Below are 26,765 nucleotides of genomic sequence, written 5' to 3' on the forward strand. Positions count from 1 at the left end.
GGCGCCATATTTTGGGCCAACAACAGCGTAAACCTTTCCATTTGCAGGCCTAGCGGCCTGCTTTTTTGGTGGAGAGCGGAAGTGTTAGTTATTACGCTAGTTGCGTTGATGCGCAGGGGGCACGCTATCTTGCTGACCAATATTAGCTGCTGGCTGTGGTACCACTTTGTTTAGTGCTAAGCGTAGCCTTTCAACAATTACGTCAGGAGTATCTTTTTGTAAGGCAATATAGAGTGGTTTGGATATTTCTTTTAGGTTTAGAACCGCTTCAAAGTCATTTGGATCTAGCTGCAGTTTCGTAAGGCGATACTGAAATGAATTAATTTCTGCCGCAAGGTAATCAATGCGACCCGCGAGCAGTTGCCGAATCCCATTTTCCTCAGAGTTGATCACTTGCACAGTCAACCCTTGCTGTTGTAAATAGGCCGTTTTCACATCTTGGCGTAAGCCACCGATTTTACTGTTCGATAAATCAGATAAGGTATTGGGCTTAGGGTTGTTAGTACCCTTAAGGGCAAAAATTTTAACATCGAACTTTACAATTTCTCCTACCCATTTAAATAAAGCTTCGCGCTCTGGCGTTCGGGCAACATTGATCAATAAGGAGTTCGGTGCTAGTTGCGATCTTACATAAGCACGTGCCCAAGGGAATATAACTACGTCATGGTCCATTTTCGCCGCTGTTAAAACCTGTCTAACAAGATTAACGGATACGCCACTCACGCGCCCCTGATCCAAATAGCTAAAGGGTGGGAAGATGGAGGCAAAAACTTGTATCTTAGGATTATTTTCAGATGACAGAGCTGCATTGGTATAACAATAAATCAGCAGAAAAATTAACCATTTGGCTAGTCTCATCACTCTACCTTAGTTAAGGACAATATTATTAGTTTAGACTGTGTGATGAAACCCACCAAAACGCAAGTAAGTAACCTCAGTTTTGCTTAAGCTTATTACGAACTTTTTAGGCCTTGTTTGGGTCTATTTACCGCGTTTTTGCAGGCAAAATATACTATTTTGCTTATCCAGAACTCGGGTTAGGTGGTTTCAGCGGCATTTTTAATGCAAAAAAAAGCGATGCCTTGCGGCATCGCTTCAGATTGTCACATCATCTAATCCTTGATGAGTGTGCTCCCTGCTTTTTCTGACTATGTTGGCTCTCTATCCTTAGAGTTGCACTTGTTGGTTATCCTTAACCTAACAGACCTTCCTGATCTGTTTTCTATCTCCGTCCTGGAGGTGTCCCTTTGCTACATCGTGTAGCTGTCCTTACATCTTCCTTAATTGCCAAACTTCCTGTCTGACATAAATACTCGACATCCTGTTAAGTATTCTTGCTTCCTTTCGCGATTAAATATACAGGTTTTCCGTAAGGTAAATACCCAGCCTCCTAGGAGGAAACATGACGGAGCGCACGAAATGCAAATGATAAAAATTAAGTTGAATAAAAACAATAGCTTATTTTTTCAATAATTCGACGAATTGCAGTAGGACACTAGAATATGCCACAACCGCTATGGCGGATCTCGCACAAGGTTTTTGTGGAGTGATATTTATATCGTGAATCTGATGCGCTGAGCGCGCTGGTTCGCTGTATAAATACAGCTCCTTGTATGTTGAACTTGTTGACTCGTGTTTTTTGTGGGACCTGAGCTTGCTCAGGGAATTTGTGATATTCGCAGAGCAAGCTCTGCTCCTACAGGTACATCACAGAGAATTGGCTGGCTGTTGTAGGAGCGATATTTATATCGCGAATCGTATGCGTTGTGCGCGCTGGTTCGCTGTATAAATACACCTACAGGTGCATTAGAAATACTGGGTCGTTGCAGCGGAATGCTGTTGTAGGGGGTGTATGGACTCATCTCCACGCGGGAGATGCGGTATAAATAAAGCGCCTACCGATCCGTTGTGCCATGCTGGCTATCTAATTTATCTGCAACGGAATAGCCACAACCTGAAACTCATCTTCATAAATCACAGTGCCGGGAGCGTCCGAACGTAATTCGGTCACCTGTAAACCACATTTTTCAACAAGTGGGACGATGGTTTTTACGCGAGAAATAATTTCGCTCTGCGTCTGTTTAAACCAACAGACGCCCTTTAAATTTTCTGTCTGATCAAAAATATCAGGTGTCGTAAAAGCACTTTGCAGCCAATCAAGATGATCATTTAACATCATTTGGTCTAAACCTTGAAGCTTAGCTTCTCTGCCGATGCGGAAAGCAACGCCAAGTATCCCTTGATTAATGCCGGACTGCTTATTTAGATGGTCAACAACAAAGCGTACAAACATAGTTCATTCCCTGAATCGATAATTAATAAGTTAGTGCTATTTGAACGCAAATAGTAGCCATTATCGAGCTATTTATATCGCGAATCTTATGCGCTGGGCGCGCTGTTTCGCTGTATAAATACAGCTACAGGTGCATCACAGAGAATTGGTTGGCTGTTGTAGGAGATATTTATATCGCGAATTTTATGCACTGAGCGCGCTGTTTCGCTGTATAAATACAGCGCCTACAGATACATCACAGATAATTGGCTGGCTGTTGTAGGAGATATTTATATCGTGAATCGTCTGCGCGGGGCATGCTAATTCACGCTATAAATACCGCTCCCATACACTCAGTTAAAGCAAAATATTCCTTTCGCTGTCGGGGTCAAAAAAACTGGCTTTACTGACATCTATCATTAAATCAAGATCTTGACCTGCAGTAATGCTGAGGTCGGGGGCAAGGCGACAATGCACGGCATGATCGTTGATGGTAATTTGCGCGATGGTCTCGGGGCCGGTGGGCTCTAAAATTTCAATATTAAAGCGCGCCGCTGAGATCAAGTCGGTTTCGCTATGGTGGGATAGCTGCTGACTAATATGTTCAGGGCGCAGGCCTAGCATCAGTTTTTTACCCACGTATGTTTTTAGCTTATCAGGCAAGGCCAACAGCTGCGCTTTGCCATCGCTGCCTGTTAGCTCGGTGCAGGCATGGGCGTCGCTATTTTCTAGTACGGTGATCGGCACAAAGTTCATTGATGGTGAGCCCATAAAGCCGGCGACAAACATATTGGTGGGGTGGTTATAAATTTCATAGGGGCTGCCAAGTTGCTGCACTTCCCCGGCTTTCATTACCGCGATGCGATCGGCCAAGGTCATGGCTTCAATTTGGTCGTGGGTAACATACACTATGGTCGTGCCAAGGCGCTGGTGGAGTTTTTTCACTTCGGTGCGCATTTCTACCCGTAGTTTGGCATCTAAATTACTTAACGGCTCGTCAAACAAATACAGTTTTGGTCGCCGCGCAAGGGCTCGGCCCATGGCGACACGTTGCTGCTGACCACCCGAAAGCTGGCTGGGTTTGCGGTCGAGCAGATGATCGATTTGTAATAATTCTGATACCCGTTTAATTTCAGCATCAATTTCAGTGGTAGGGGTTTTGCGAATTTTTAAACCAAAGGCCATGTTTTCTCGCACCGTCATGTTGGGGTACAAGGCGTAGGATTGAAACACCATGGCGATGTCGCGATCTTTTGGTGCAAGGCCAGATACATCAACGTCGTTAATGCGAATTTCGCCCGAGCTGATGTCTTCCAGTCCGGCAATGGTGTTCATTAAGGTAGATTTACCGCAGCCGGAAGGGCCGACCAAAATCAGAAACTCACCCGGCTCAATGCTGATATTAATGCCTTTAAGGGTTTCTAAATCCGATTTCGGATAGGTTTTACGAATATCAATAAGGTCTAGTTTGGCCATTTTAAATTATCCTTTAACTGAGCCGGCGGTTAGCCCACGTACAAAATATTTACCTGCGACGAAATACACGAATAGGGTAGGTAGTGCGGCGATGATGGCGGCGGCCATATCGACGTTGTAGGCTTTGACGCCGGTGCTGGTATTCACCAAGTTATTCAGTGCCACCGTGATCGGCTGACTGTCTGCGCCGGAATACACCACACCAAATAAGAAATCGTTCCAAATGGAAGTGAATTGCCAAATGATGGTAACCATGATGATCGGCTTGGAAATGGGCAGCAAAATCGCCCAAAAAATGGTGAAGAACCCCGCGCCATCTAGCTTGGCAGCTTTGACTAATTCATCTGGCACGTTGATGTAGTAGTTACGGAAAAACAGCGTGGTAAAGGCCACGCCATAAATAACGTGTACCAGTACTAATCCTGTCGTTGTATTGGCAAGGCCTAATTTTCCTAACATGGCGGCCATGGGGAGTAATACGAGTTGAAATGGTAAAAAGCAGCCAAATAACATCAGGCTAAAGAATAAATCTGAGCCTTTAAAGCGCCATTTGCTGATCACATAGCCGTTAAATGCACCAATAAAAGTGGATATCAGCACCGCTGGCACCACCATTTTAATGCTGTTCCAAAAGTAGCCTTTAATGCCGTCACAGGTAACGCCAGTACAAGCGGTGCCCCAAGCGGCTTGCCAGCTGTCGGTTACCCATTCTTGCGGCAAGCTGATTAAGCTACCGGTGCGAATGTCGGTGCCGGTTTTAAACGAGGTGACCAGCATGACAAACAGCGGCAATAGATAGACTAAGGCCATCAGTGCGAGTACGCCGTAAATTAACCAGCGGCCAAGGCCGTTTTCGCCTTGTGAAGTTGATGAACTATGCATTGCGTTTACCTCGCAGCTCTGAATAAAGGTAAGGAACTAAGATGGCTAAGATCCCAGCCAACATCATGATGGCACTGGCTGCGCCCAAGCCCATTTGGCCACGGGTGAAACTGTGGGAATACATAAACAATGCCGGTAGATCCGACGAGTAGCCCGGCCCGCCGGAGGTGAGGGCGGTGACTAAGTCGAAGCTTTTAATGGCAAGGTGCGACAAGATAATGATCGCGCTGAAAAACACCGGACGCAGGCAAGGCAAGATAATGCTCCAGTAAATGCGCGGTTTACTGGCACCGTCGATTTGCGCCGCGTTAATAATACTGCTGTCGATGCCGCGTAATCCGGCTAAAAATAACGCCATAACAAAACCTGAGCTTTGCCACACGGCGGCGATCACTAAGGTGTAAACGGCCATGTCGGAATTAACCAGCCAGTCGAATTTAAAATCGGTAAAGCCCATTTGATGCACTAAATTTTCCAGGCCCAAACCGGGGTTGAGGATCCACTTCCATGCGGTACCTGTGACGATAAAAGATAACGCCATGGGATAGAGGTAAATGGTGCGGATCATGCCTTCTTGTTGGATCTTTTGATCTAAGAAGATCGCCAGTAACACGCCAATAAGCAGGCAGATCGCAATAAACAAGCCGCCAAAGATCAACAGATTTTCACAAGCGGTGATCCATCGATCGTTATTTAACAAGCGCTCATACTGGCGCCAGCCAACAAAATCGAACTGAGGTAAAAAGCGCGATTTTGTAAACGACAGTAAACCGGTCCAAATAACAAAGCCATACACACAAATTAAGGTGACGACTATGGTCGGTGACAAAATGAGCTTAGGTAACCAGACCTGCATTTTATCTTGCCAAGGGGTGGTACTGGCGAGCGGCGCTGGCGTATTAGTATGAGTTACAGGCATAAATAAAACAGCCCTTTTGCAAGGGCTGGCTCCGATTACATAGCGTCTTCAACAACGTCAGCGAGTAAGTTGGCGGTGTCTTGTGCGCTAATGTTGTCGCTGTTGTAGTAGTTAGTTAGCACGTCGTACATGGCACCTTGAATGGCGCTGGTGGTGGCCATGCCGTGAGCAAAGCTTGGCACTAAGTCACCTGATGTGGCGCTAGCTTTAAAGGTGTCCATGGAGTCGAGCGCACACTGGTCAAACTTGCTTAAATCCATGTCGGTACGAACTGGAATGGAGCCTTTGTTGAGGTTGAACACTTCTTGAAACTCGGGGGTTAAGATAGTTTTGGCCAAGTCGTTTTGCGCCGCCATTGCACCTTTGTCTTTTTGTTTGAACATGGCAAAGCTGTCAACGTTAAAGGTAAATTGGCCTTGGGTGCCGGGAGCCGGAACACAAACAAAGTCAACGCCTGGTTTTTTACCTGCGGCAATGAATTCTCCTTTGGCCCAGTCACCCATAATTTGCATACCGGCTTGACCGGTAATCACCATGTTGGTAGCGATGTTCCAATCACGCCCTGATGCAGCTTGATCGGTGTAGCCTTTCATTTTTTTGAAAATGGTTAGTGCTTCGACCATTTTTTTGCCCTTTAGCACCGCCATATCATGATCGACAAAGGCTTTACGGTAGTCAGCTGAACCGAGAATTTCTAATGCCACCGCTTCAAATAAGGTAGCTTCTTGCCAAGGTTGACCACCTTGAGCGAGGGGAATGACGCCTGCCGCTTTAAGTTTGTCGGCGGCAACAAAAAACTCATCTAAATTAGTTGGTATTTTTGCACCTGCTTTTTCAAACACGGCAGGATTTGCCCATAGCCAGTTTACGCGATGCACATTGACGGGCACGGCAACATAGTGACTGTCATACTTCATGATATCGGTTACAACACTGGGGACAGATTGTTCCCAGCCTTCTTTTTTTGCGACTTCGTCTAAATTAGCGAGGTAATCTAATTCGGCCCATTCTTGAATATCGTGACCTTTAATCTGTGCTGCGGTTGGCGCATTGCCCGATACCACGCGAGTTTTAAGTACCGTCATGGCGCTTTCACCACCACCACCGGCAACGGCAAAATCTTTCCAGCTATGACCTTGTTGCTCCATCATTTGTTTTAATACGGCGACAGATTTGGCTTCGCCACCAGACGTCCACCAATGTAGCACTTCCACTTCTCCTGCGGTGGCGGAGCCGGCTGCGAATGTCATGGCTAAAAATAGGGTTTTCAATTTCATGATCTTTCTCCGTTGCAACAATGTATTTGCTCTAAAGCGATTTCGCGAAGTGATACTCGTGAAATGATCTTCGTGAACCGATTCTCGTAAAGCGACGATGCGCTTAATGATCTGATTGTTTTCAGGATAAAGTGTAGAAGGCGTTCAGAAACAAGTTGGTAACAAAGTGCCTTTTTATGTAAATTTTTAGTTACATTTTTTTGGTTTTTTCTTCTATATAATTGATTTTGTTTTTGTATGTGCTTTGTTTTTGTTGTTATTAAAATGTTAACTTTGTCGCATCGTGCTGATTTTATTGACGGGATTTTTAATAAGTCTTTAGTGCGCTTTTTAAGTACAATATAGTTATACATTTTTGAATTAAGTAACCATCGAACTATGCAGCCATCTCGCGACCTTTTTGCCCCACTTGGCTTAATGCCATCTTTGTTAACTCGTCTTGCCGCTCTTAATTATGTGCAGCCTACGCCGGTGCAAGCGCAGATTATTCCTGCGGCTTTAGCGGGCAAGGATGTGTTGGCAGGCGCGAATACTGGGTCGGGTAAAACGGCAGCATTTGCTTTGCCATTGTTGCAACGCTTAGCATTAGATAAAGCGCAACAAACAGACGTGAAGGGCAAGGGAAACCTCGTTCATAGTCTGATTTTGGTGCCCACTCGTGAACTAGCCCAGCAGGTTGCTGATGCGTGTCAGTCTTATGGTCAAACCTTACAACCACGTATTAAAGTGACCGCGGTGTTTGGTGGGGTGTCGGCTAATACACAAATGCTGGCATTACGCGGAGGCAGTGACATTATAGTGGCGACGCCGGGGCGGTTATTAGACTTAATTTCCAGCAATGCAATCAAATTAGATCAAGTTAAATCTTTAGTGTTAGATGAAGCTGACCGCTTATTAAGCCTAGGTTTTGCTGAAGAACTTATCGCGCTGTTAGATTTGCTGCCAAAACAAAAGCAAACCTTGTTGTTCTCGGCCACTTTTCCAGAAGAATTAAACGAATTAACGGCTAAGTTACTCACTAACCCGGTGTCAGTGCAACTACAAAGCGAGCAAGAAAGCACCTTAGTTCAGCGCGTGATCACGGTAAATAAAAACCGTAAAACTCAGTTATTAGCTACGCTGATCAAAGAGAATGCTTGGTCGCAGGTGCTGATTTTTGCCAGTGCGAAAAAGACCTGTGATCGGTTGGCGCAAAAGCTGGAAAATGCGGGTATTAAGGCGCAGGTGTTCCATAGTGATAAAGGCCAAGGCGCACGTAACCGTATTTTAACCGGTTTTAAAATCGGTGAGATTGATGTGCTGATTGCCACTGATATTGCCGCGCGCGGTATTGATATTGATAAGTTACCGGTGGTAATTAACTACGAACTGCCACGTAGCCCAGCGGATTATATGCACCGTATTGGCCGCAGTGGTCGTGCTGGCGCGGCGGGTTTAGCGTTGTCGTTAATTGCTCATCATGAATACCAGCACTTTAAGTTAATCGAAAAGAAAAACAAATTGCGCTTGCCGCGTGAGCAATACCAAGGCTTTGAAGCCGATGCTGAGGCGCCGGAAGATTGCCCGTCACGATTAGAAAAGCCAGTTGTACCGCCAGCGGGTAGCGGTAAAAAGAAACGCAAAAAAGCCCAAGCAGCACTAGACCCAACGGAAAATGCGTGGGCAAACTGGAATAAGAAATAGCTTATTTGAGTTAAGAGTTGAGCTAAGAATTAAGCTAAGGAGTCAGCGATGCAGTTAACTTTAATGACGTTAAATTTGTATAACTATGTTGCGCCTCCTGCTGCCGCCTACGAAATTGACAATATTTTGGAGCCAGATCAGTGGCTTAAAAAACAGGCTTGGATCGCGCAAACGATCGAGCAAGCCGATCCCGATGTGGTGGCCTTTCAAGAGGTATTTTCTGCGGCGGAATTAGCCCAGCTTTGCGCTGATCTCGGTTATGCTTATTTTGAATTTACGCCAGCATCCATTGCTGACGATAGTCATGTTTATTACAAGCCCGGCTTAGCGTTAGCGAGTAAGTATCCGTTAGATAAAAAGCTGACTCATAAAGATATTCCTGCTGATGTGTTCAGCCGTCCACCGTTAATAACTGAGCTAAATTTAACCGGCTTTGGTGCGCTGCGTTTGTATGTGGTGCATTTAAAATCTAAGCGTTCATTGCTTGATAAAGCCAAGGAAGCCAGTGCCACCGAGTTAGAGCATTATATGGGCCGTTGGGCCAGCGACCAATTGCGTACCCAAGAAATGACACTTTTAATGCAAGATATCTTGTTACAGCGGCAACAAGCCAAGCAAGGGGTGATTGTATTTGGTGATTTTAATGATGACTTGTCGCAGGGGTCACTGCCACTGGCTTTTGCAACGCCGAGTCCAAAGGCGCTAGATACCGAAAAAAATTGGTCAATGCATGACAGTTATTCGCTTTATGCCACCACCGATGAACGCAGGCCTACCCATTATTACGGCGTGCATGGCCGTATTCTCGATTACATTTTGCTGTCGGGTGAATTTGCTTCTAACTATGGCCAGCAAATCGGTCTCGTCACGGGTTATCAATGTATCGATCGTCACTTAACCCATTCCAACTTTGATGAGCACAGCCAAGCCAGTGATCATGCTGCAGTAGTGGTAAAGCTCACTAGTTTGCATCACTAATCTCACCTCTGAATACTATTTCATTTATTTCACTGTCTTAGGTGGGTTGTTCATTATTTACACAACTTTACGTGGCTAAACCCTGTTTTATACCCCCTATGGAGTATACTTAACTCGTCACCATCAAAGAGAGTAGAGAATAATGAAAGCTTCATGGATTTACACCGCAGGCTTGGTTGCCTTGTTGTTAGCAGGCACCAGTTTTGCAGCGACGCAGATGGGCTATGGTCAAGGTGGCTGCATGCGAATGGGGAATGGCGGGGGACAGTATCAACCAGAGTTCGCTGAATTAGATCTTAACAAAAGCGGCGACGTGACTTTAGAAGAGTTCACCGCTTTTAGGCAAGAGCGTCAAGCTAATCGTCCAGGTAAAGGTAGAAATGCGCGCATGATGGATGATCAAGATATGTTTAACGTATTGGACCAAGATGCCAATGGCATGATGTCTGAAGCTGAGTTTTTAGAACATCGTGAAGGTTGTCGCGGTAACTGGTAAACGGCAATAGTTAAATAAAAATGCCAGTCATCTGACTGGCATTTTTTTTATTTGTCTGAATATGGCTTAAGCAAATTCAGTATAGCTTTTGTATTTAATTTTAAACACAAGGATATACAGAACGGGCACGATTAATAAGGTTAAGATAGTCGCAACACCTAGACCGAACATCACCACTGCGGCCATGGATTCAAAGAAAGCGTCGGTAATCAAAGGTAGGATACCTAAGATAGTGGTGACAGCAGCCATACACACTGGTCGCACCCGACTGACCGTTGAATCAAACACCGCTTGGAATGCTTCTTTACCTTCCTCAATCTCAATGTTGATTTGATCCAATAATACGATGCCGTTCTTCAGTAACATCCCTGACAAACTTAACATCCCCAGTAGTGCCATAAAGCTAAATGGCTTATCGAGAATAATCAAACCGGAAGTGATACCGATTAAGGCCAGTGGCACGCAAGCCCAAATAACCAGCGGTTTACGTACCGAGTTAAATAGAAATACCGTGATTAAGAACATAAACAAGAAGCCCAGGGGCAAGGTGGCAAATAAGGCCGCCTGTGCATCTTGTGAAGATTCATATTCACCGCCCCATTGCAGTTCATAGCCCGGTGGCAGCTCGATCGCTTCTATTTGCGGTTTTACCTGAGCAAATAGTGCCGCGGGCAGTAGGTCGTATTCAAAGTCTGCGTCAGCAAAGACAGTCAGTGTTCGCTTACGATCTAGACGTTGGATAATTGGGTCTTCAAATTTAACTTCAAAGCCATCAACCACTTGTTGCATCGGCACATAAGCATTGAGCGCTGGACTCCAAGTGCGCAAGCTCTCTAATGATTCAACATTAATTCGCTCTTCTTTTGGCAAGCGACTGATTATCGGCAGTAGTGATGTGCCTTCACGATATAGACCGGTCTGCAAGCCTGAGAAGGCAAACGCTAAGGTTTTATCTACGTCCTCTTTGCTAATCCCTAGGCGACGACCTTGTGTTTCATTGAACTGAGGTTCAATGTATTTCACCCGTTCGCGCCAGTTGTGTCTGACGTTCACTGTGCCCGGAGTAGCGTTCAAGACTGCCATCACCTCGGCACCTACTTGGCGCAATACGTCAGGATCGGCACCAACAATGCGCGCTTCTATTTTTGCGTCAGTTGATGGACCAATTTCTAGGCGCTTAAATTTATATTGCGCCTCTGGATAGTGGCTTTCCAGTTGTGCCCGTAATGCTGTCATGGTGTCTTGTAGCGTTTCAAATGCCGTGGTTCTGATCGCAATTTGAGCATAAGCGCCATAGTTTTTCTCGGGTGCATAAGTTAGCAAGAAACGTTGGAAACCTTTACCTACCGTCGTGGTCACAAATTCAACGTTTTCCAGTTTCATCGCATCGGCTTCCATCTTCGCCAGCGTTGCTTGGGTTTGGCGAATATCCGTGCCTTCTGGTAGCCACACATCAACCAAGAAGATAGGGGTGGTAGACGGTGGGAAAAAGGACTGCTTCACGTAGCCAAAGCCAGCGACAGAGCCAATAAAAGCAATGACTACTAAGATGACACTGGTCCATTTAAAACGCAGGCAAACATCTAGTAGTTTTTTGTAAATGGTGAAGAAAGCTCCCCCGTAAGGGTCTTTTTGTTCTGCTCCAGCCGCTTGCACCTCGGTATCTTTAAAAAATAGGTTAGCCAAGAAAGGCGTAATGGTGATGGCGGTGATCCACGATAAAAACAATGAAAATAGCAGCACCCAGAATAGCGAACCAGCAAATTCACCAGTTGAGTCAGGCGATAAACCGATAGGTGCAAATGCCGCGATGGCGATCACTGTTGCCGCGAGCAGTGGCCAAATAGTTTGTTTAACAATTGCTTGCGCGGCTTCTAGGGTAGTTTGACCGCGTTGACGGCCAATCAAAATACCTTCCACTACGACAATGGCGTTATCAACCAGCATACCAAGGGCAATGATCAAAGCACCTAATGAGATCCGTTGCAGCTCAATTTCTGCCTGCAACATCAACATAAAGGTGCCTAAACAGGTTAGGAATAAGATGATGCCAATTAACACGCCACTTTTGAAGCCCATAAAGAACAGTAACACGCCGACGACGATGACCACGGCAGCAATCAAGTTCCAGACAAAACTCGACACCGACTTATCTACTTCCGTGGGCTGGCTGTACATGGTTTCAATGACCATACCGGCAGGACGAGCATAGTCGATTTCTTCTAATTTGTTGGTAACGGCTTTACCAACATCGACCACATTAACACCAGATGAAAAAGCAATGCCTAGGTTAATTGCTTGATGCTGGTTAAAGCTAAGCAGATTGGTTGGGATATCTTGGTAGCCTCGGGTAACGGTCGCTACATCTTTCAGGTAGATAAGTTTATTGCCCGAGGTGCCAGGAATAACCAGTTCTTCTAGCTCTTTAACTGATTTAAATGCACCACTGGTACGCAAGCGAATATTGTCTCCGGCAATGCGAATATTACCGGCATCGGTGACCATGTTTTGAGAGTTTAATAACCCCATGATCAAGTTAGGGTCGATGTTTGAACTGGCGAGTTTGTTAAGGGATATTTCAATGAAAACCTGTTCGTTTTGCTTGCCAGCGGTAGACACTTTACTGACGCCGGGGACTAGTTCAATTTCACGGCTAACGTAATCGACGTAATCAGATAAGTCTTTATAGCTGTAGTCTTTGCCACTGATCATCAGCATAATGCCAAAGACGTCACCAAAGTCATCATTGACCATCGGCTTGCCTGCGCCGGGCGGTAGTTTGCCACTTATATCGCCGACTTTACGTCTTAGCTCATCCCAAATTTGTGGCAGCTCATCTGGACCGTAGGTGTTTCTCATGGTCACCGTAATTTGTGACATACCAGAGGTGCTAAGTGATTTGATTTTGTCGACGTATGGCAGTGCCAAAATCGCTTTTTCGATCGGGTAGGTGACTTCTTCCTCCACCTCGGTGGAAGTGGCCCCCGGATATAGGGTGACGACCACGGCGTCTTTGATGGTAAACGGTGGATCTTCTAACTGACCTAAGCCAGTAAATGCGATACTGCCACCAATAAGCAGCACAAGAATAAACATCCAACTGATGACGGTGTTTTTAATAAAATAGCCTGCAATGTTCATCTTCATGCTTATCCTTTTCTCAGCTCAACTTTCTGCCCTTCGGTAAGGCGGTTAACACCACTGGCAATAATCACTTCGCCATCATTGAGCCCTGCTTTTATTTCAATCATATGGCCGGTGATCACGCCGAGGGTCACTTCTCGCTTACTGACCGTTTGGCTATCGGTTTGGTAAACCCACACGCTGGCAATTTGCTGTGCCAGCGGGTCACCATCTAGCATGGCAACGGCAGTCAGTGGAACCGAGTGTTCGCGGCTATAGGTGTAAGTGACATCATTTAGGTCAGCTTCAACTTGAGCTGGCATGCCTTCTAATACGCGGTATTTGTTATCGAAAGGGACCTTGAGCGTCACAATAAAGCTGCGAGTGACGGGGTCCTTTTCGGTGTTAACCTCTAATTGCTCGCCAACAAAGGCTTGTTCTGGATAAGCATCAAAAATGACCTTGTATTGGCGTTTTTCCTTGCTGTTTCCTTGTCGTTTCGACACTGCAAGGAGTGAGTCAGGCACTTGCACGTCTAACTCAACATATTCAATTTTATGCATGCTGAGTATTACGTTGCCCGGTTGAATATTGACAAAGGAGTCTTCTAATACTTCGCCAATTACGCCACTAAAGGGGGCACGCAGCTCAGTGTATTCCAGCGCTAACTCCGCGCTACGATGTTGCGCTTTAGCGACCAGATATTGAGCGCGCATTTGATCGTACTCGGCCTGAGCCATCAGTTGCTTATCGAGCATTTTTTGCGCGCGCTGATACTGATTATAAGTCGAACTTACCCGCGCCTTTCGGTCATTAAGGGTGGCCTGATAGTCACGTTTGTCGAGTACCGCAAGTAGGTCACCTTGTTTAACTTGCTGGCCATTGGTGACCAAGATATTGGCTATTTTTCCATCAACACGAAATGATAAAGCGGTTAAGTCTTGTGCGCGTGCAATCGCGTTGAATACGCGCTCAACTTTATTATCTGACTTAGGCAACTCGTAAACCGATACGATCGGTGACGGTTTTTCTGTAACGGTGGTTTCCTTACATCCTAAGATAGGTAACGCGAGTAAGAATAATGCCGTGATGCGATTTTTATTCATTTTAAAGACCTCGCTCCTTAATCCAGCGTACGGCAGTTTGGCCGTCCGTTAATTCATTTGCGCCAGCGGTAACCAATAAATCACCGTCGGTTAAGCCAGAGACCAAACGTCCTTCGGCTAAGTTAACGGCTACTTTTTCTACTTTTTGTTCATTTTCCAACAAGCGAAATACATAGGTTTGGCCGTTTTCGTTGATCACAGCACTGGCTGGTAGCTTGGGTAGCTTGCTCTCGGCTTGCGTTGGCAAGCTAATGCTGACCAGCGCTGACATGCCCGGAAATACATTCAGCTTATCTGGGGTTGGTAAGCGCAGCACTACGGTATAACTGCCGGTGGTATTGTCGGCTAAGGTGCTTAGTTCGGTAATATGCGCGGGATACCACTGTTCGCGACTATCAAATTTGACGTTCACTTGGCCATAGCTGATTTTTTCTACATCACCTTGGTTAGGGCTGTTTTGGTAAATGCCAATGTATTGTTCTGGTAGTTGGAAGCTGACGTCTATTTGTGACTCTGTTTGAATAGCCAACACGGGCTCTTTTGCTTGCACATATTCAAATGCTTCTTTGTAGCGTGCCGATACGATGCTGTCGTAGGGAGCAATAAGCTCGGTGTAAGCAAGGTTGTTGCTAGCGAGGTCTAACGCTGCTTGCGCAACAGTAAAATCTTGTTTGTTTTTATCAAAGTCATTGCGTGAAATTACACCGCGTTTTACCAGTTCTTCGGCGCGTTGATAGAGCACTTTGGCGAGGTTATATTCTGCCTTAGCAATTTCACTTTGCTGTTCGTACAATGCGTTGTCTAACTTAGCTAACACATCACCCGTTTTAACTTCTTGGCCTGGGCGAACTAAGATCTCAGCAATGGCGCCATTAACTTGAAACGACATCACCGCGCGATTTGCTGCTGTTACTTCACCGGGTAATGTTCTAGTCAGTGCTTCATTTACTAAAGTCAGTTGAGTGACTTTGACGGGGCGTTTTATATCAGGCTTATTTTGTTCGGCTTGCTTGTCTTGGCTGCATGCAAATAGAAACAGCATGCTGGCGCAAACAATCAAACAGCGAATGTTGGCCGATGTGATCATTAAGATTCTCCATTTTGAACTAAATGATGGCTGAGGGCTGGCTTTTTATTTCGGAATGTAACAGAAAGCAGCAGCCGCATTAGTGTAACAATATGCCAAGCTTTTCATAATAAAATTATGAATAAGTGAACCTTGTTTACGATTAATTTATTGTATGTCAATAAATACACATGGTTTATCGTGTTTGGTATCTGAACTACAAAGCATAATCATAGATGTATATATTGGGACACGTCCTGTTTTTTTACTCTTGATCTGAAAGCGGTGTTGATTCCCCCCAAACGTGATGGCGGTAAATCGACTGGAGGGTGCCGTTACTTTCTAGTTGCTCCATCCGTTTACGGATCCTATCAATTACCTGTTTCGGTACTTTGGGACTAAATCCAACATAGCGACCAGACAGATCTCCTTGTAATGGTTGGATTTTAATTTGGTTCATGACGCCTAGCTGTTTAATCATTGTCAGTAGCTCAATTTCACTGCCATAAACAAAACGCACGCGGCCGTGCAGCATTTTCCTAATGGTTTGTGCCACGGTTTTTGATGACTTATCGACGTTAAGGCCCAGTATATTTAGTTCTCGTACTTGCGCCATTCCCATCGGCATTCCAATGATGCCATCTTCCATGGCGCGCAGTTGTGCAATGGTTGCGACGTTGGCAGGATCATCGGCGCGTGAAATAAGAATATTACTGACGTAGTAGATTGGCGGCTCAATATACACATATTGTTTAAGTCGATTGGGTGAGCGAATTAAGCCAAAAAAGACGTCAATCTGCCCAATGGCGAGTTCGTTAAAAAGTCGTGCAAAGGGAGTAAAGTGCTCATAGCCAACGATATCTATATCGGGATCAAGGGCTTCAATGGCTAATATCGTATCTATTCCGATGCCATTCATTAAGCCGGAAGTTTCGTTGATATAGTATTTGGGCGGTGAGTCTTGTGCGTCGGTGCGTAAAATGATACTCGCTTGCGCAGATGTTATGCTGGCGAGCAGAGTCATGAGGAACAGTTGTTTTGGGGTTAAAAACATGAAGGCTTCATCCACTTGCTCAGCATGACGACTCAGTCGTTTAAAGCCCTTAAAGTTGTAGAAGGCTCTTTAAAGGCTAGTGCAGGTCATCGTTTTGTTCAAATGAATTCACTCGTGAGGATTCGTTTTTGCTGCGGTGACGGAGAGTGAATTCGGGTGTTGTCTCACACTTTCAGATCCTGAAAATTTCAAATCATGCTTTCAATTGCAAAACCTGCTTCAATGGAGTTATCCGTCTCACTGAGAGTAGTTATGGCTATTGTTCGATCTTTATTGGTAATTTTTATGGCAGCCGTTACAGGCTTCGCCTTACCGTATTGTTATGCTTTTTTGAATATTAGTTATGTACAAGACGTGCAGGTATGGTTAGTCACAAATAAAGCACTGCTCAATCTGTTAGGGCAATGGTTTTCGGGTGTGCTTGCTGAACAGGCGATGTATTGGCTGGTGGTTACAGTAACAGCCAGTGTATACGGTATATTGTTTGGTGCGATTTTAGGCTTGCTGATAGGCTTTTTACATGCTGGTCGGCTGTTTTTTTATGTTAGCCTCTGGTACCCCATTACCTTTTTCTGCGGCGCTTTTTATCCGCCCATTTTAACGCTATCGATTGATGGTTATCCGTTGATTAAACCCATTGAGGCGATAGGCCATAATTGGCAGCCCACCTTGGTGATATTATTTGCTCTATTTTGCTTGTTTTTTGCATTGTTTCGCGGTTTTAGCGACCCAGCAGAAGAAAAAGCGACAGAAACTGATTATTTGTTTCGTTAAATAAAAATGGGCTGTTTGAGCCCTTATTTTCTGCAATAATGACGCCATTCTATCCGTTTAAATGAGCGTCCCATGAACCAGATTTCTTTTGACTTAAGCCTATTGCAAACCATGTTAGCCGAAGCGCAACGAGCCTCTCAACTTACACCAACTTATGATGATTTATGGAATCCTGCTTGTTATCCCGGTGGTGAGTTATTGGATGAATCTGGTCAAACAGAGGGCGAAGTCGTACTCAGTGGCGGCGAATTTTGGCCTGATTGGCAACACATAGTACAAGACAAAATTAAGCCGCAACTGATTCTGATGGCCGAAGGCATTTATGGTATCTATATCATTAACAATGTTGGTGGTGATGTTTCTCCGATTGAGCGCGGCATGATTTGTTTTGCCAAAGGTTTTAACCCAGACACGCACCCACAACAATTAAAGCAGCAAGAGCGAATGTTTGGTAAAGATGGTCACGCTTTTGTGGTGCCCCTTGAATGGTTGGAGACAGCAGCGAATGTCGGTAAAAAGTCACTGGTTATTGATGTCAGTGATACCGAATGTGAATTGTCACTCGATTAAGGAAATATCATGCAGCTCTATACTAATATCCCTAAAGAATTAAATGGTCAGGCCAAAAGCGCAGCGCTGATTATGATGGTGATTGGCGCTTTAGCTATGGTATTACCGGTTTTCTTTGCCACTTTGTCGGTTTTGATATTAGGTGGAGCGGTATTGGCTTGTGGTGCACTGGGTTTTGTTTACAACCGCTATTTAAGTCAAAAAGGGGTGACGAACACCAGTAATTTAGTACCAATACTCTTTGTGTTATTAGGTGCGTTGTTGCTATTCATGCCTGCGCTGACCCTTTCGGTGGCGGGTTTTATTATTGGCGCTAGCTTAATTTTTTCTGGGCTAATAGGCTGGTTCGCCGAGCGACGTATCGTAAACCCTTCTTTTTGGTGGCAGTTACGTCATGGTATTACAGCACTGTTAGGCTTGATTTTAATCTTGTCTGGCGCCAATGGGGCAGCATGGTTGATTGGCGTGTTTTTTGGCTTGAATATGCTTATTGCCGGTGCCAATGTTTGGATTGCGATAGCGGGGCAACAGCGTAGTCTATAAATAATTGCAAATGATAACTGTTACTATTAGCCTTGTTGCATCAATCATTGTTTTGCTGCAACAAGGAATCGCTCATGGCACATCCCTCATCCACCTCTCATTCCGAGCAATCAGGTAAGCATACCAAAGTGCAAATTGAGCTTGATCGAGCCGTGTTAGCGCGTTTATTTGCCCAAGGGCATTTATGCGCCGCCGAGATCAGCTGCTTAAATTTCAGCTCTAAGCAAGCGATTTGGCAACTGTGCTTGCAAGCTTGTGGCGAATGTCTGGAAACGACAGCTTATGGCGACAATAATCGTCCAGCGTGGGAAAAGCTACCAAGATTAAATAGCTTGGCAGGAAAATCCTCTAAAACCGATGCCTAGCTTTAGCGCTTCTTACTTCCCTCTTCGGTAAACAGCAATAAAAATAACCTAGAAAGATAGGCATTTATACCCAAGACACCTCAAGATGCAGGATTCAGAGCCGCTCATTCTGTTTAGTTTGAGGTAAAAAGACGAAGGAATGGTCAGCCCTTTCGAGGCTTTTTAACGAAAAAAATGAACATAATGAGCGGCTCCCAAAGGGCGAGTTTTGTAGGCTGTTATGCTTTGTTGCTGATTTTCAACGTAGAATAACTATGTCTCAAATCAGCGTCGCGCCTAACAGCCTACAAATTCTCGCTGAACAAGCATCTTGAGGTAACTTGGGTATACACCTATGCTTGAATAAGCCCAAAAGATAGGGCAAGTAAGCTAGTTCTAGGCGATGATGACTGGATATGATTCGCAGTAACAACTGAGGAATTGGCTAACTTATTGATGTTATTTGCGTGTAAGTAAATGATCTCAGCAAGGGACTGTGCAATAAAAGTGTCGTGATCATCATGCAGCATATGATGGTTGAAGTTTGGCTTAACCAATCGGAGTGATCCCTGTGCCTCATTTAGTGCTCGAGTACTCACATAATTTAACCCACACCTTTGATTCCGCTAAATTATTAATGGAGCTGCATCAAGAAGTGGTGGTGAGTGAGTTGTTTGCTAGTCAAGATATTCATATTCGCAGTCAAGACTACAGCCAATACTTGGTGGGTGGACGCTTGGCGAGCTTTGTACACCTTGCTGTGGTGGTGGAGCCGCGCCATGATTTTGGTGAAAAAAAGCGTTTGTCTAACGCCTTGCTGGCGGTGTTAGCGGCCACCTTTCCTAAGGTAGAACATGTTGATGTTGAAACACGAGAAGCTGAGCACAGTTGTGTCAGTCAATCTCGCGTGGCTTTACAGGCGGTTGATAAAGAGCGCATGTATTGCAATTAAGCTTTTGCAAACTTAGGCGTCAAAACGCCTAAGTTTGCGAGCCAGAATTAAGTAACGTTAAAAGACTGACTAAGTGGTTGCAAGTTAGACTCAAGTGCAGCGACGCCATTAGGCAAATCTACTTCTTTACCAAGTGCTTTCATGCTCGAACCAAAGGCATGCACAGTACGGAACAAGTTATGGGCGCGACTTTGCTCGCCCATTTGGCCAATACGTACGATATTGGGGCCAAATGAACCAGAAATCTCAACCTTGTAGTGGCTTGACATAAAATTCAGTAACTCCATTGAGTTTACATTATCGGGCATATTGATGCCGACCACTGAGTTGAGCCGTGCAGGCTTTGGTACAAACAATGACAGCCCCATTGCTTCAATACTCGCTTGCAGTGCAACTGAGCATATTAAATGACGTTCAAAGCGCTTAGGTAAGGTTTCGTTGCAAACTAACCGCAGCGCTTCATGCAGCGCCAAAATACCCGAAACGGGCGCAGTATAATGGTATGACTTTTTATACCAGAATTGGTCGGCTAATTTTGCATCTAAACACCAGTGTCTTAGTGTGTCTTCACGCTCATTAATTACTTGCCATGCTTGATCAGAAAACGCCACTAGCGATACCCCGGGAATGGAGGATAAGCCTTTTTGGCCACCGGTGATCACCGCATCGATGTGCCATTTGTCCATTTCCAACGGCATGGTACTTAGGGTACACACCGCATCCACAATCACTAAACAATGGTGCTTTTTCGCCAGCGCACAAATTTCAGGAAGTGAGCGATTAAAAACGGTGTTTGAGGTTTCACCTTGGACTATGGTTAAGACTTTAGGCTGAAACTCATTGAGTAGGCGTGCCACTTCTTCAACATTCGCAAATTCACCGTTGGGTACAGTGTAACGTTGTACATTTGCGTGGGAACGCGTCGCCATTTCTGCTAAACGTGAACTGAAGAAGCCGTTACAAATACTCAATACTTTATCATCAGGTTGGATCAGATTGACAATGGCCATTTCCATCGCGGCTGAGCCGGGGCCTGCAACGCCGAGTATGTGTTGTGACTCAGTTTGGAACACGTAGCGCGCCATGGCTTTGACTTGCTCTATAATTTGCGCCATGGTGTTACCTAAGTGATTAATCACGATGGAGTTCGCTGAGGCAACTTTGGCCGGAATGGGAACGGGTCCCGCGCCCATCATCAATAACGGTTCATCGGGTAATATATTGTCCAAAGGAACGATGTTAGGCACTTGGATATACATGGCGCGGATCCTTAAATGGCAAGCGTCAGCTTAAAAAACGAAAAATTTTGGCATTTTAGCGGGTATTAGTAAGTAGGTTAAGCTAATAAATAGCTAATATGGTATATAAATAAAAAAGACTGTGGTTTATGTCGGAAAATATACTAAAGAGTATTCGCGGCTAATTACCATTTTCATTATACTCACTCGTAGTAAAGAGGTTGAATCAGGGACGAATATGGCAAACTCGCAAAAACCAGAATCATTACCATATTTAACGCCTACGCAAGTGGCGGAAAAATTTAAGGTGTCGCCGATCACGGTGCGCCAATGGTCAAGTAGTGGCAAACTTAAATGTCAGACCACCCCCGGCGGCCATCGCCGCTATTTACCTGAAGATGTTGCCGAGTTTGCAAAAAGCGCAGGCATTTCATTAGATGATTTAAGTACGGGCCCGTGTCGCATTATGATCGTCGAAGACGATTCGCAATTAGCGCACTTGCTACAAGAATTTATTAGCTCATACGATGATACATTTGAAGTGTATCTGGCCCCCGACGGTTTTCGTGCCGGTGAGTTACTACACACATTAAAACCAGATCTGATTTTATTAGATTTAATGATGCCAGGCATGAATGGTTTTGAGGTTTGTGAGCGGATTAAACGCAGCCCAGCGACACGTAATATTAAAGTCGTCGCGATGACGGGCTTTAGCTCTGAACACAACGTGACTCGGATCCTGAATGCGGGTGCAGAAACGTGTTTGAAAAAACCGATCGACTTTGCGCTTTTACGTGACATTCTCGCGCAGTGTAACAGCAAAAAAACCGCCTAATCATGTCGTATAGGCCAAACAAGCCGGCATATTAAATAACGCCGAGTTTGAGGCAATATCATGTCTAAATTAAACAATCTACATTGGGTAGCCATGGTGATTTTTATCATGGCTATTACCCTTGTTTTTCAGGGGGTACTACTCTCAAATGTCAATCGAGATTATCAAGCGAGTTACTATCACACCATCGGGCTGTTAGAAGAGCAAAGTGTCGATATTGAACGAGCCTTAACCGCTTATGCTTATGACGACCCCAGCCAAGTAAAGCAAGCGATTGTTTCTGCTATGTCCCTCAAGGGGCTGAAAAAAATCATTATTTTAAATACAAAAAATAAGGTTATTTTTGCCAATAACAGCATTTGGTTAAATAATGATGCGATTCAGTTGATTGAATATATTCCTAATCTCGCCTTATCTAGCAATTTATATTTTAGAAAACAGTTTTTATTGAGTGAGGATGAAAGCTTACTTTTCTACACTAAGGCTTATGATTTGCCGTTTAGCGGCCCGTTAAGTGAGGTTCGGATCTATTTTGAATATGAGTTTCTCGAACCCGAGTCGCCTTTTTGGCAATATGCCAAGCTCTCTGTTAACAGCACCTCGATTGTTTTATTAATACTGGCATTGGCATTTATTGCATGGTTTTACCGCGCCACTTTAATGCCGTTAAGGCGTTTATCTTATGCCTTGCAAAGCCATGGTAGAAGTAAAGAACGATTGCAGCTTGATGAGCAAGGCGTGGCGCAAATTAGGCGCATTACACGCTTATTTAATAATATTCATCACCGACAAACTAAAGCTCGGCAACAGGTTCAAGAGCAGTTGAAGCAACACTTAGCCATTTTTTCAGCCATTGCCGATGGCGTTATTTTACTCAATGAAAAAGGCCATGTATTAGCGCTAAACCCGGCGGCTTGCCGCTTGTTTCAAGGCAGCGAAACATCGCTATTGGGCTGTCATCTCTCGCAATTTCCTGGTCACGCTAGGCAGCTAGCGGGGGTGCTTAAGCGCGTACAGCAGGATGGTTTGGCGCTCGACTTTGCTGATCAGTTAACCTTTATGTTCGATTCATCTATCGTGCACATTACGGGTAAGATAAGTCGTTTAGATGCACCAAATCCGCAGTACCTTGTCTGCTTACAAGACACCTCGGCGAAACAATATTTGGAAACGGCAATTGCCACCTTGTCTGACGTTGCTGCGACTGCCGATCCCTTACAACATATCTGTAATAGTGTTGCTAACGCCCTTAAGATGCCTTGGGTTTATATTTTGCGTCGTGAAGCAGGTAGTGAGCGCTTGTACTTATTATCAGGTTGTCAGGGGCAGCAGTTTGCGGGTCAATCAGAGTTAGCTTTTAGTCCGCTATATGAGTTGTTTCATCAAGGTGAAATTCTGGTGATGGGGGAGAAGATCAACCAAGCCTTTGCCAGCGACCCTTTTATTAAAGAGCACCATATTAAAACTTTTCTGGCCATGCCGTTACATGATGAGAAAGGTGCTGTGTCTGCGGCTTTATGTGCGATGCATTATAAAAAATATGAATCGACGACGGCTCTGGACCTGTTACGTATCGCTGCGCGTCGAGTTGAGTTAGAAATGCAGTATAAAGCTCAAGACAAACAACTACGGGCATCGGATACGTCCTTACGCCAGCTGCTCGATAACGTACCTCATATGGTTAGTATTCGTAACCAACAGCACAAAATCCAGCTTGAAAATTTGGCCGCACGTCAGTTCCGTCATCAACTTACTGAGCAGCAGGTTAGCCAGTTAACCGCACAATCTGTGGTGCTGGCGGAAAAAGTTCGCCAAGGTGAAACCTTGCGCGAGATAAGAAAGAGTGTTGATAAAGAAGGTTTATTACGCTTTCATGAGGTGGTTTGTGCGCCTTATCATCAAATCAATAGCAGCCAAGAAATGACCTTAGAAGTGGCAACGGATGTAACTGAATTGATGCAAGCGAAGACCACACTGCAGAAAAAAGTGAATATTCTTGATGCGCTAAATGAAGTACACCGAATTTTAGTGATGCAAGAAGATGAGTCGCAGTTGTTGTTAGACATCTGCCAAATTTTAGCCAAAAAACTGAACTTCCCGTTAGTTTGGGCTGGGCAGGTAAAAGATGATGCTGTGTCAGAACTGACCTTGATCGCTGCGTTTAGCCAAATTGAGCAAATAGATGCTTTTATTGAAGAGAATTGTCTTGATGATTTAAGTATTTATCGCGCCGCAGTGCGATCGCAGCATGTACAGCGGCTTGATAATTTAGCAGAGCAAATGCCTTCATCGGCCAACCATCAGTTAGTGATGATGGGACTGAAGTCGCTGATGGTAGTACCCATCCTACGCAATGAACACGTGACCCAAGTAATTTGCGTTTATGGCTCTAAATCTTACTATTTTGATCAAGATGATGAGCTTATATTTAATCAGTTAGGGCTCGACCTTTCTTTGGCGATAGAGCATCAGCAGACAGCGGCCAGTAAGCGGCAGCTTGAATTGCAATTGATGCAAACGCAAAAAATGGAAGCTATTGGCCAGCTAACTGCCGGTGTCGCACATGATTTTAACAATATACTTGCCAGTATTTTAGGTTTTACCGAGCTGTCGCTGATGCGAGTTAGCTTAGAAGATGAAAAAGTTGGCGATTACCTCAAGCAGGTGATTACCGCGGGTAAGCGGGCGCAAGATTTGGTGGCACAAATGCTGGCGTTTAGTCGACCCAATGAGCAGTTCCACCAAGCGGCGGTGCCGTTAACGTTAGCCATGGCTCTTAAAGAAGGGTGTCGTATGCTTAACGCAACCTTGAGCAAAGAAATTAATCTTGAATTTGAGGTGGGTTATAACGCCAATCAAACGGTCGCAATCACTCCGACCGAGTTCCATCAAGTATTGATGAATTTGGTAATTAATGCCCGTGATGCGATGAATGGTGAAGGCACGATTAAGGTTAATCTTGACCACGTAACCGACTCTGGTTTACAGGAATGCCGCTCCTGTCGCAGTGAATTTCAAGGTGAGTTTTTGGTGTTATCGGTGGCTGACCATGGCTCAGGTATGGAAGAGGCGGTAGTGCGAAATATTTTCTCGCCATTCTATACGACCAAGGAAGTGGGCAAAGGCACCGGCATGGGATTATCGGTGATCCACGGTTTAGTGCATAATTTGGGCGGCCATATTCAAGTGACGAGTAGCCCAGGTCAAGGCAGTTTATTCCAAGTATATTTCCCTGTTAGCAAGAACTTAGTGGTGCCGATTGAAATTCCGGTGTCGAGTGTAACTAAATACCCCAGTTTACGTAATAAACGAGTGTTGTTGGTGGATGATGAATCGAGCATTTTAGAGTTTTTAACGGATTTATTAACCGCGGCAGAAGTCAGTGTTAGTTCATATAAAGATGGCCAATCTGCGCTGGCGGCCTTTATGGCTGAGCCTCATTCTTTTGATTTGGTGGTCACGGATGTGATGATGCCTAAAATGACCGGGTTAGAGTTGGCGCAACATATTACTCAGCACAACGCCTTAGTGCCCGTCGTGGCTATTAGTGGTGATGATATGTCTCACTACGGTGGCGATGATCAGGTATTTATTGCCACGGTAGAAAAGCCATTCTCATCGGCTAAGTTTATGCGCACTTTGGCTGACTTGTTTACCCCAGTATCGGCATAATTAAAGAGTAGTTAGGTAATGGCGAGGTAAGTGTTATATGAGTTGGTCGTTAAGCTGCGCACGAATACGCTATAGGCTCTGCGTTCTCATTACTGAGAACGCAGATGGATAATCATAAACGATACAAGTTTAGGTACAAGTAAACGCAATTTTGATCGCTAATCCGCCTTGAGAGGTTTCGCGATATTTTGAGTTCATGTCTTTACCGGTTTCGTACATCGTCTCAATTACTTTGTCTAACGAGACGCGGGCTTCAGAATTTCTGCGCAGTGCCATGCGTGAAGCGTTCACTGCTTTCATTGATGAAATGGCATTACGTTCAATACAAGGCACTTGTACTTGTCCCGCAACGGGGTCACAAGTTAGGCCCAAGTGGTGTTCCATGGCAATTTCAGCAGCTGCCGTCACTTGCATTGGGCTGCCGCCCATAAGTTCAGTTAGCCCCGCTGCAGCCATTGAGCAAGACACGCCCACTTCGCCTTGGCAGCCTACTTCCGCCCCTGAAATGGATGCGTTACGTTTATATAAAATACCCACCGCGGCACAAGCTAAGAAAAAGCGCGTGTATTGCTCGGTGCCAACGGGTTCAATAAATTTGTCGTAGTAAGACAACACCGCAGGGATAATACCTGCCGCGCCATTAGTCGGCGCAGTGACAACACGTCCGCCAGCAGCGTTTTCTTCACTGACGGCTAAAGCAAACATATTTACCCAATCCATTATAATCATCGGGTCGACATTGTGATTGCCCGAGGTCGACAGCATGTGAAACAAAGCGGGGGCTCGGCGTGGCACGCGCAATGGTCCTGCCAGTACGCCTTCGGTACGACAACCGCGGTCGATACCTTCTTTCATCGTCAGCCAAATCTTACCAAACGCCGTCACGATACTTTCACGATCGCGCAAGTGCAGTTCGTTACGCATCATTAAAGTGCTAATACTCAAACCATGTTGTACACATTGTTCGATAAGTTGTGCCGCAGAATCAAATGGGTAGGGAACAGTCACATCACTGATTAAATCTTTACCAAAGCTCTCTTCATCTACGATAAAGCCCCCGCCAACGGAGTAATAGGTTTTGCTGTATGCGAGCTCATCACCTTTAAAAGCATGAATTTTCATGCCGTTTTCATGTAAAGGTAAGGCTTGGCTAATAAAACTCAGCGCGTCATTTTTAAAGCTCACCGTTTGACAATGTAAGCCAATTGGCAATAGCTCAGTGGTTGCGACGCGTTCAAGAAAATCAGGAATGGCATCTAAGTCAACATTATCTGGGCTAAACCCGCCAAGGCCTAAGATGATGGCTGTATCAGTATTATGGCCTTTACCCGTTAGGGCTAACGACCCGTGTACGTCAACGGTGATGGCGGTGATATCTTTGATTATTTCTTTTTCAATTAAATCATCCACAAACTGCTTGGCGGCTTTCATTGGGCCGACAGTATGTGAACTTGATGGACCAATGCCAATTTTAAAGATATCGAATGCGCTATACATAATGCGTT

Annotated in this window: 22 protein-coding genes; 10 read left to right on the forward strand and 12 right to left on the reverse strand. The window is 45.0% G+C overall.

Going from position 1 to position 26,765, the window contains the following annotated elements:
• Positions 1-96: 96 nt before the first annotated feature.
• The 6 genes from K6Y31_RS13300 to K6Y31_RS13325 form a co-directional block, all read right to left on the reverse strand.
• Positions 97-858 carry a substrate-binding periplasmic protein gene (locus K6Y31_RS13300; RefSeq protein WP_233053444.1) on the reverse strand — a complete coding sequence of 254 codons (762 nt, stop codon included), beginning with the start codon at positions 856-858 and terminating at the stop codon, positions 97-99.
• A 1,066-nt stretch (positions 859-1,924) separates the two neighbouring features.
• On the reverse strand, positions 1,925-2,293 hold the full coding sequence (locus tag K6Y31_RS13305; protein ID WP_233053445.1) for a hypothetical protein: 369 nt from the start codon (positions 2,291-2,293) through the stop codon (positions 1,925-1,927).
• A 336-nt stretch (positions 2,294-2,629) separates the two neighbouring features.
• Positions 2,630-3,748 carry an ABC transporter ATP-binding protein gene (locus K6Y31_RS13310; protein ID WP_233053446.1) on the reverse strand — a complete coding sequence of 373 codons (1,119 nt, stop codon included), beginning with the start codon at positions 3,746-3,748 and terminating at the stop codon, positions 2,630-2,632.
• A gap of 6 nt (positions 3,749-3,754) precedes the next feature.
• Positions 3,755-4,630: a carbohydrate ABC transporter permease gene (locus tag K6Y31_RS13315; RefSeq protein WP_233053447.1), complete on the reverse strand. Its 876-nt coding sequence runs from the start codon at positions 4,628-4,630 to the stop codon at positions 3,755-3,757.
• Complete coding sequence (locus K6Y31_RS13320; protein WP_232803822.1) at positions 4,623-5,549, reverse strand: carbohydrate ABC transporter permease; 927 nt, start codon at positions 5,547-5,549, stop codon at positions 4,623-4,625. The genes K6Y31_RS13315 and K6Y31_RS13320 overlap by 8 nt, the downstream gene beginning before the upstream one ends.
• A gap of 35 nt (positions 5,550-5,584) precedes the next feature.
• Positions 5,585-6,826 (reverse strand): ABC transporter substrate-binding protein, encoded by a 1,242-nt coding sequence (locus tag K6Y31_RS13325; protein WP_233053448.1) that lies wholly within the window; start codon positions 6,824-6,826, stop codon positions 5,585-5,587.
• A gap of 378 nt (positions 6,827-7,204) precedes the next feature.
• Here K6Y31_RS13325 and K6Y31_RS13330 point away from each other — a divergent pair, with 378 nt between their 5' ends.
• The 3 genes from K6Y31_RS13330 (at position 7,205) to K6Y31_RS13340 (ending at position 9,983) form a co-directional block, all read left to right on the forward strand.
• The gene (locus tag K6Y31_RS13330; protein WP_233053449.1) at positions 7,205-8,509 is read left to right on the forward strand and encodes a DEAD/DEAH box helicase; all 1,305 of its coding nucleotides are present in this window, start codon (positions 7,205-7,207) and stop codon (positions 8,507-8,509) included.
• Positions 8,510-8,557: 48 nt separating this feature from the next.
• Positions 8,558-9,487: an endonuclease/exonuclease/phosphatase family protein gene (locus K6Y31_RS13335; RefSeq protein WP_233053450.1), complete on the forward strand. Its 930-nt coding sequence runs from the start codon at positions 8,558-8,560 to the stop codon at positions 9,485-9,487.
• Between the two features lie 142 nt (positions 9,488-9,629).
• Complete coding sequence (locus K6Y31_RS13340; RefSeq protein WP_233053451.1) at positions 9,630-9,983, forward strand: EF-hand domain-containing protein; 354 nt, start codon at positions 9,630-9,632, stop codon at positions 9,981-9,983.
• 66 nt (positions 9,984-10,049) lie between these two features.
• On the opposite strand, the gene K6Y31_RS13345 is transcribed toward K6Y31_RS13340, so the two are convergent.
• The 4 genes from K6Y31_RS13345 to K6Y31_RS13360 form a co-directional block, all read right to left on the reverse strand.
• Positions 10,050-13,124: an efflux RND transporter permease subunit gene (locus tag K6Y31_RS13345; protein ID WP_233053541.1), complete on the reverse strand. Its 3,075-nt coding sequence runs from the start codon at positions 13,122-13,124 to the stop codon at positions 10,050-10,052.
• 8 nt (positions 13,125-13,132) lie between these two features.
• Positions 13,133-14,212, reverse strand: coding sequence for an efflux RND transporter periplasmic adaptor subunit (locus K6Y31_RS13350; RefSeq protein ID WP_233053452.1), 1,080 nt, complete (start codon positions 14,210-14,212; stop codon positions 13,133-13,135).
• A gap of 1 nt (position 14,213) precedes the next feature.
• A complete protein-coding gene (locus K6Y31_RS13355) occupies positions 14,214-15,299 on the reverse strand; it encodes an efflux RND transporter periplasmic adaptor subunit (protein ID WP_233053453.1) in 1,086 nt (361 codons plus the stop codon).
• 244 nt (positions 15,300-15,543) lie between these two features.
• Positions 15,544-16,332, reverse strand: a complete 789-nt coding sequence (locus K6Y31_RS13360; RefSeq protein WP_233053454.1) for a substrate-binding periplasmic protein — start codon at positions 16,330-16,332, stop codon at positions 15,544-15,546.
• Between the two features lie 252 nt (positions 16,333-16,584).
• Between K6Y31_RS13360 and K6Y31_RS13365 the strand changes: the two genes are divergently transcribed.
• From K6Y31_RS13365 to K6Y31_RS13385, 5 genes are all read left to right on the forward strand, one after another.
• Positions 16,585-17,106, forward strand: coding sequence for a hypothetical protein (locus tag K6Y31_RS13365; RefSeq protein WP_233053455.1), 522 nt, complete (start codon positions 16,585-16,587; stop codon positions 17,104-17,106).
• A gap of 72 nt (positions 17,107-17,178) precedes the next feature.
• Positions 17,179-17,676: a hypothetical protein gene (locus K6Y31_RS13370; RefSeq protein WP_233053456.1), complete on the forward strand. Its 498-nt coding sequence runs from the start codon at positions 17,179-17,181 to the stop codon at positions 17,674-17,676.
• 9 nt (positions 17,677-17,685) lie between these two features.
• Entirely contained in the window at positions 17,686-18,219 is a 534-nt protein-coding gene (locus K6Y31_RS13375; protein WP_233053457.1) for a DUF308 domain-containing protein, read from the forward strand.
• A gap of 74 nt (positions 18,220-18,293) precedes the next feature.
• A complete protein-coding gene (locus K6Y31_RS13380; RefSeq protein ID WP_233053458.1) occupies positions 18,294-18,584 on the forward strand; it encodes a hypothetical protein in 291 nt (96 codons plus the stop codon).
• A gap of 550 nt (positions 18,585-19,134) precedes the next feature.
• Positions 19,135-19,515, forward strand: coding sequence for a hypothetical protein (locus tag K6Y31_RS13385; protein WP_233053459.1), 381 nt, complete (start codon positions 19,135-19,137; stop codon positions 19,513-19,515).
• Between the two features lie 47 nt (positions 19,516-19,562).
• Here K6Y31_RS13385 and K6Y31_RS13390 read toward each other — a convergent pair whose 3' ends face one another.
• Complete coding sequence (locus tag K6Y31_RS13390; protein WP_233053460.1) at positions 19,563-20,774, reverse strand: pyridoxal-phosphate-dependent aminotransferase family protein; 1,212 nt, start codon at positions 20,772-20,774, stop codon at positions 19,563-19,565.
• A gap of 217 nt (positions 20,775-20,991) precedes the next feature.
• On the opposite strand from K6Y31_RS13390, the gene K6Y31_RS13395 reads away from it, so the two are divergent.
• Both K6Y31_RS13395 and K6Y31_RS13400 read left to right on the forward strand, forming a co-directional pair.
• Entirely contained in the window at positions 20,992-21,588 is a 597-nt protein-coding gene (locus K6Y31_RS13395) for a response regulator (protein ID WP_233053461.1), read from the forward strand.
• Between the two features lie 60 nt (positions 21,589-21,648).
• Complete coding sequence (locus tag K6Y31_RS13400) at positions 21,649-25,260, forward strand: ATP-binding protein (protein WP_233053462.1); 3,612 nt, start codon at positions 21,649-21,651, stop codon at positions 25,258-25,260.
• Positions 25,261-25,389: 129 nt separating this feature from the next.
• Here the strand turns inward: K6Y31_RS13400 and K6Y31_RS13405 are convergent, their stop codons facing one another.
• Positions 25,390-26,757, reverse strand: coding sequence for an L-serine ammonia-lyase (locus K6Y31_RS13405; protein WP_233053463.1), 1,368 nt, complete (start codon positions 26,755-26,757; stop codon positions 25,390-25,392).
• Positions 26,758-26,765 lie beyond the last annotated feature (8 nt).

This window comes from Motilimonas cestriensis, assembly GCF_021295315.1.
In the GTDB taxonomy this organism is placed as follows: Bacteria; Pseudomonadota; Gammaproteobacteria; order Enterobacterales; family CBDFNC01; genus Motilimonas; species Motilimonas cestriensis.

Excerpts from the sequence above, each read along its gene's own strand:
- K6Y31_RS13375 (WP_233053457.1), top strand. The coding sequence starts at position 17,686 with ATGCAGCTCTATACTAATATCCCTAAAGAATTAAATGGTCAGGCCAAA.
- K6Y31_RS13315 (WP_233053447.1), bottom strand. The coding sequence starts at position 4,630 with ATGCATAGTTCATCAACTTCACAAGGCGAAAACGGCCTTGGCCGCTGG.
- K6Y31_RS13380 (WP_233053458.1), top strand. The coding sequence starts at position 18,294 with ATGGCACATCCCTCATCCACCTCTCATTCCGAGCAATCAGGTAAGCAT.
- K6Y31_RS13395 (WP_233053461.1), top strand. The coding sequence starts at position 20,992 with ATGGCAAACTCGCAAAAACCAGAATCATTACCATATTTAACGCCTACG.
- K6Y31_RS13345 (WP_233053541.1), bottom strand. The coding sequence starts at position 13,124 with ATGAACATTGCAGGCTATTTTATTAAAAACACCGTCATCAGTTGGATG.
- K6Y31_RS13370 (WP_233053456.1), top strand. The coding sequence starts at position 17,179 with ATGAACCAGATTTCTTTTGACTTAAGCCTATTGCAAACCATGTTAGCC.
- K6Y31_RS13320 (WP_232803822.1), bottom strand. The coding sequence starts at position 5,549 with ATGCCTGTAACTCATACTAATACGCCAGCGCCGCTCGCCAGTACCACC.
- K6Y31_RS13330 (WP_233053449.1), top strand. The coding sequence starts at position 7,205 with ATGCAGCCATCTCGCGACCTTTTTGCCCCACTTGGCTTAATGCCATCT.
- K6Y31_RS13310 (WP_233053446.1), bottom strand. The coding sequence starts at position 3,748 with ATGGCCAAACTAGACCTTATTGATATTCGTAAAACCTATCCGAAATCG.
- K6Y31_RS13325 (WP_233053448.1), bottom strand. The coding sequence starts at position 6,826 with ATGAAATTGAAAACCCTATTTTTAGCCATGACATTCGCAGCCGGCTCC.
- K6Y31_RS13365 (WP_233053455.1), top strand. The coding sequence starts at position 16,585 with ATGGCTATTGTTCGATCTTTATTGGTAATTTTTATGGCAGCCGTTACA.
- K6Y31_RS13340 (WP_233053451.1), top strand. The coding sequence starts at position 9,630 with ATGAAAGCTTCATGGATTTACACCGCAGGCTTGGTTGCCTTGTTGTTA.
- K6Y31_RS13405 (WP_233053463.1), bottom strand. The coding sequence starts at position 26,757 with ATGTATAGCGCATTCGATATCTTTAAAATTGGCATTGGTCCATCAAGT.
- K6Y31_RS13355 (WP_233053453.1), bottom strand. The coding sequence starts at position 15,299 with ATGATCACATCGGCCAACATTCGCTGTTTGATTGTTTGCGCCAGCATG.
- K6Y31_RS13390 (WP_233053460.1), bottom strand. The coding sequence starts at position 20,774 with ATGTATATCCAAGTGCCTAACATCGTTCCTTTGGACAATATATTACCC.
- K6Y31_RS13335 (WP_233053450.1), top strand. The coding sequence starts at position 8,558 with ATGCAGTTAACTTTAATGACGTTAAATTTGTATAACTATGTTGCGCCT.
- K6Y31_RS13400 (WP_233053462.1), top strand. The coding sequence starts at position 21,649 with ATGTCTAAATTAAACAATCTACATTGGGTAGCCATGGTGATTTTTATC.
- K6Y31_RS13360 (WP_233053454.1), bottom strand. The coding sequence starts at position 16,332 with ATGTTTTTAACCCCAAAACAACTGTTCCTCATGACTCTGCTCGCCAGC.
- K6Y31_RS13300 (WP_233053444.1), bottom strand. The coding sequence starts at position 858 with ATGAGACTAGCCAAATGGTTAATTTTTCTGCTGATTTATTGTTATACC.
- K6Y31_RS13350 (WP_233053452.1), bottom strand. The coding sequence starts at position 14,212 with ATGAATAAAAATCGCATCACGGCATTATTCTTACTCGCGTTACCTATC.
- K6Y31_RS13305 (WP_233053445.1), bottom strand. The coding sequence starts at position 2,293 with ATGTTTGTACGCTTTGTTGTTGACCATCTAAATAAGCAGTCCGGCATT.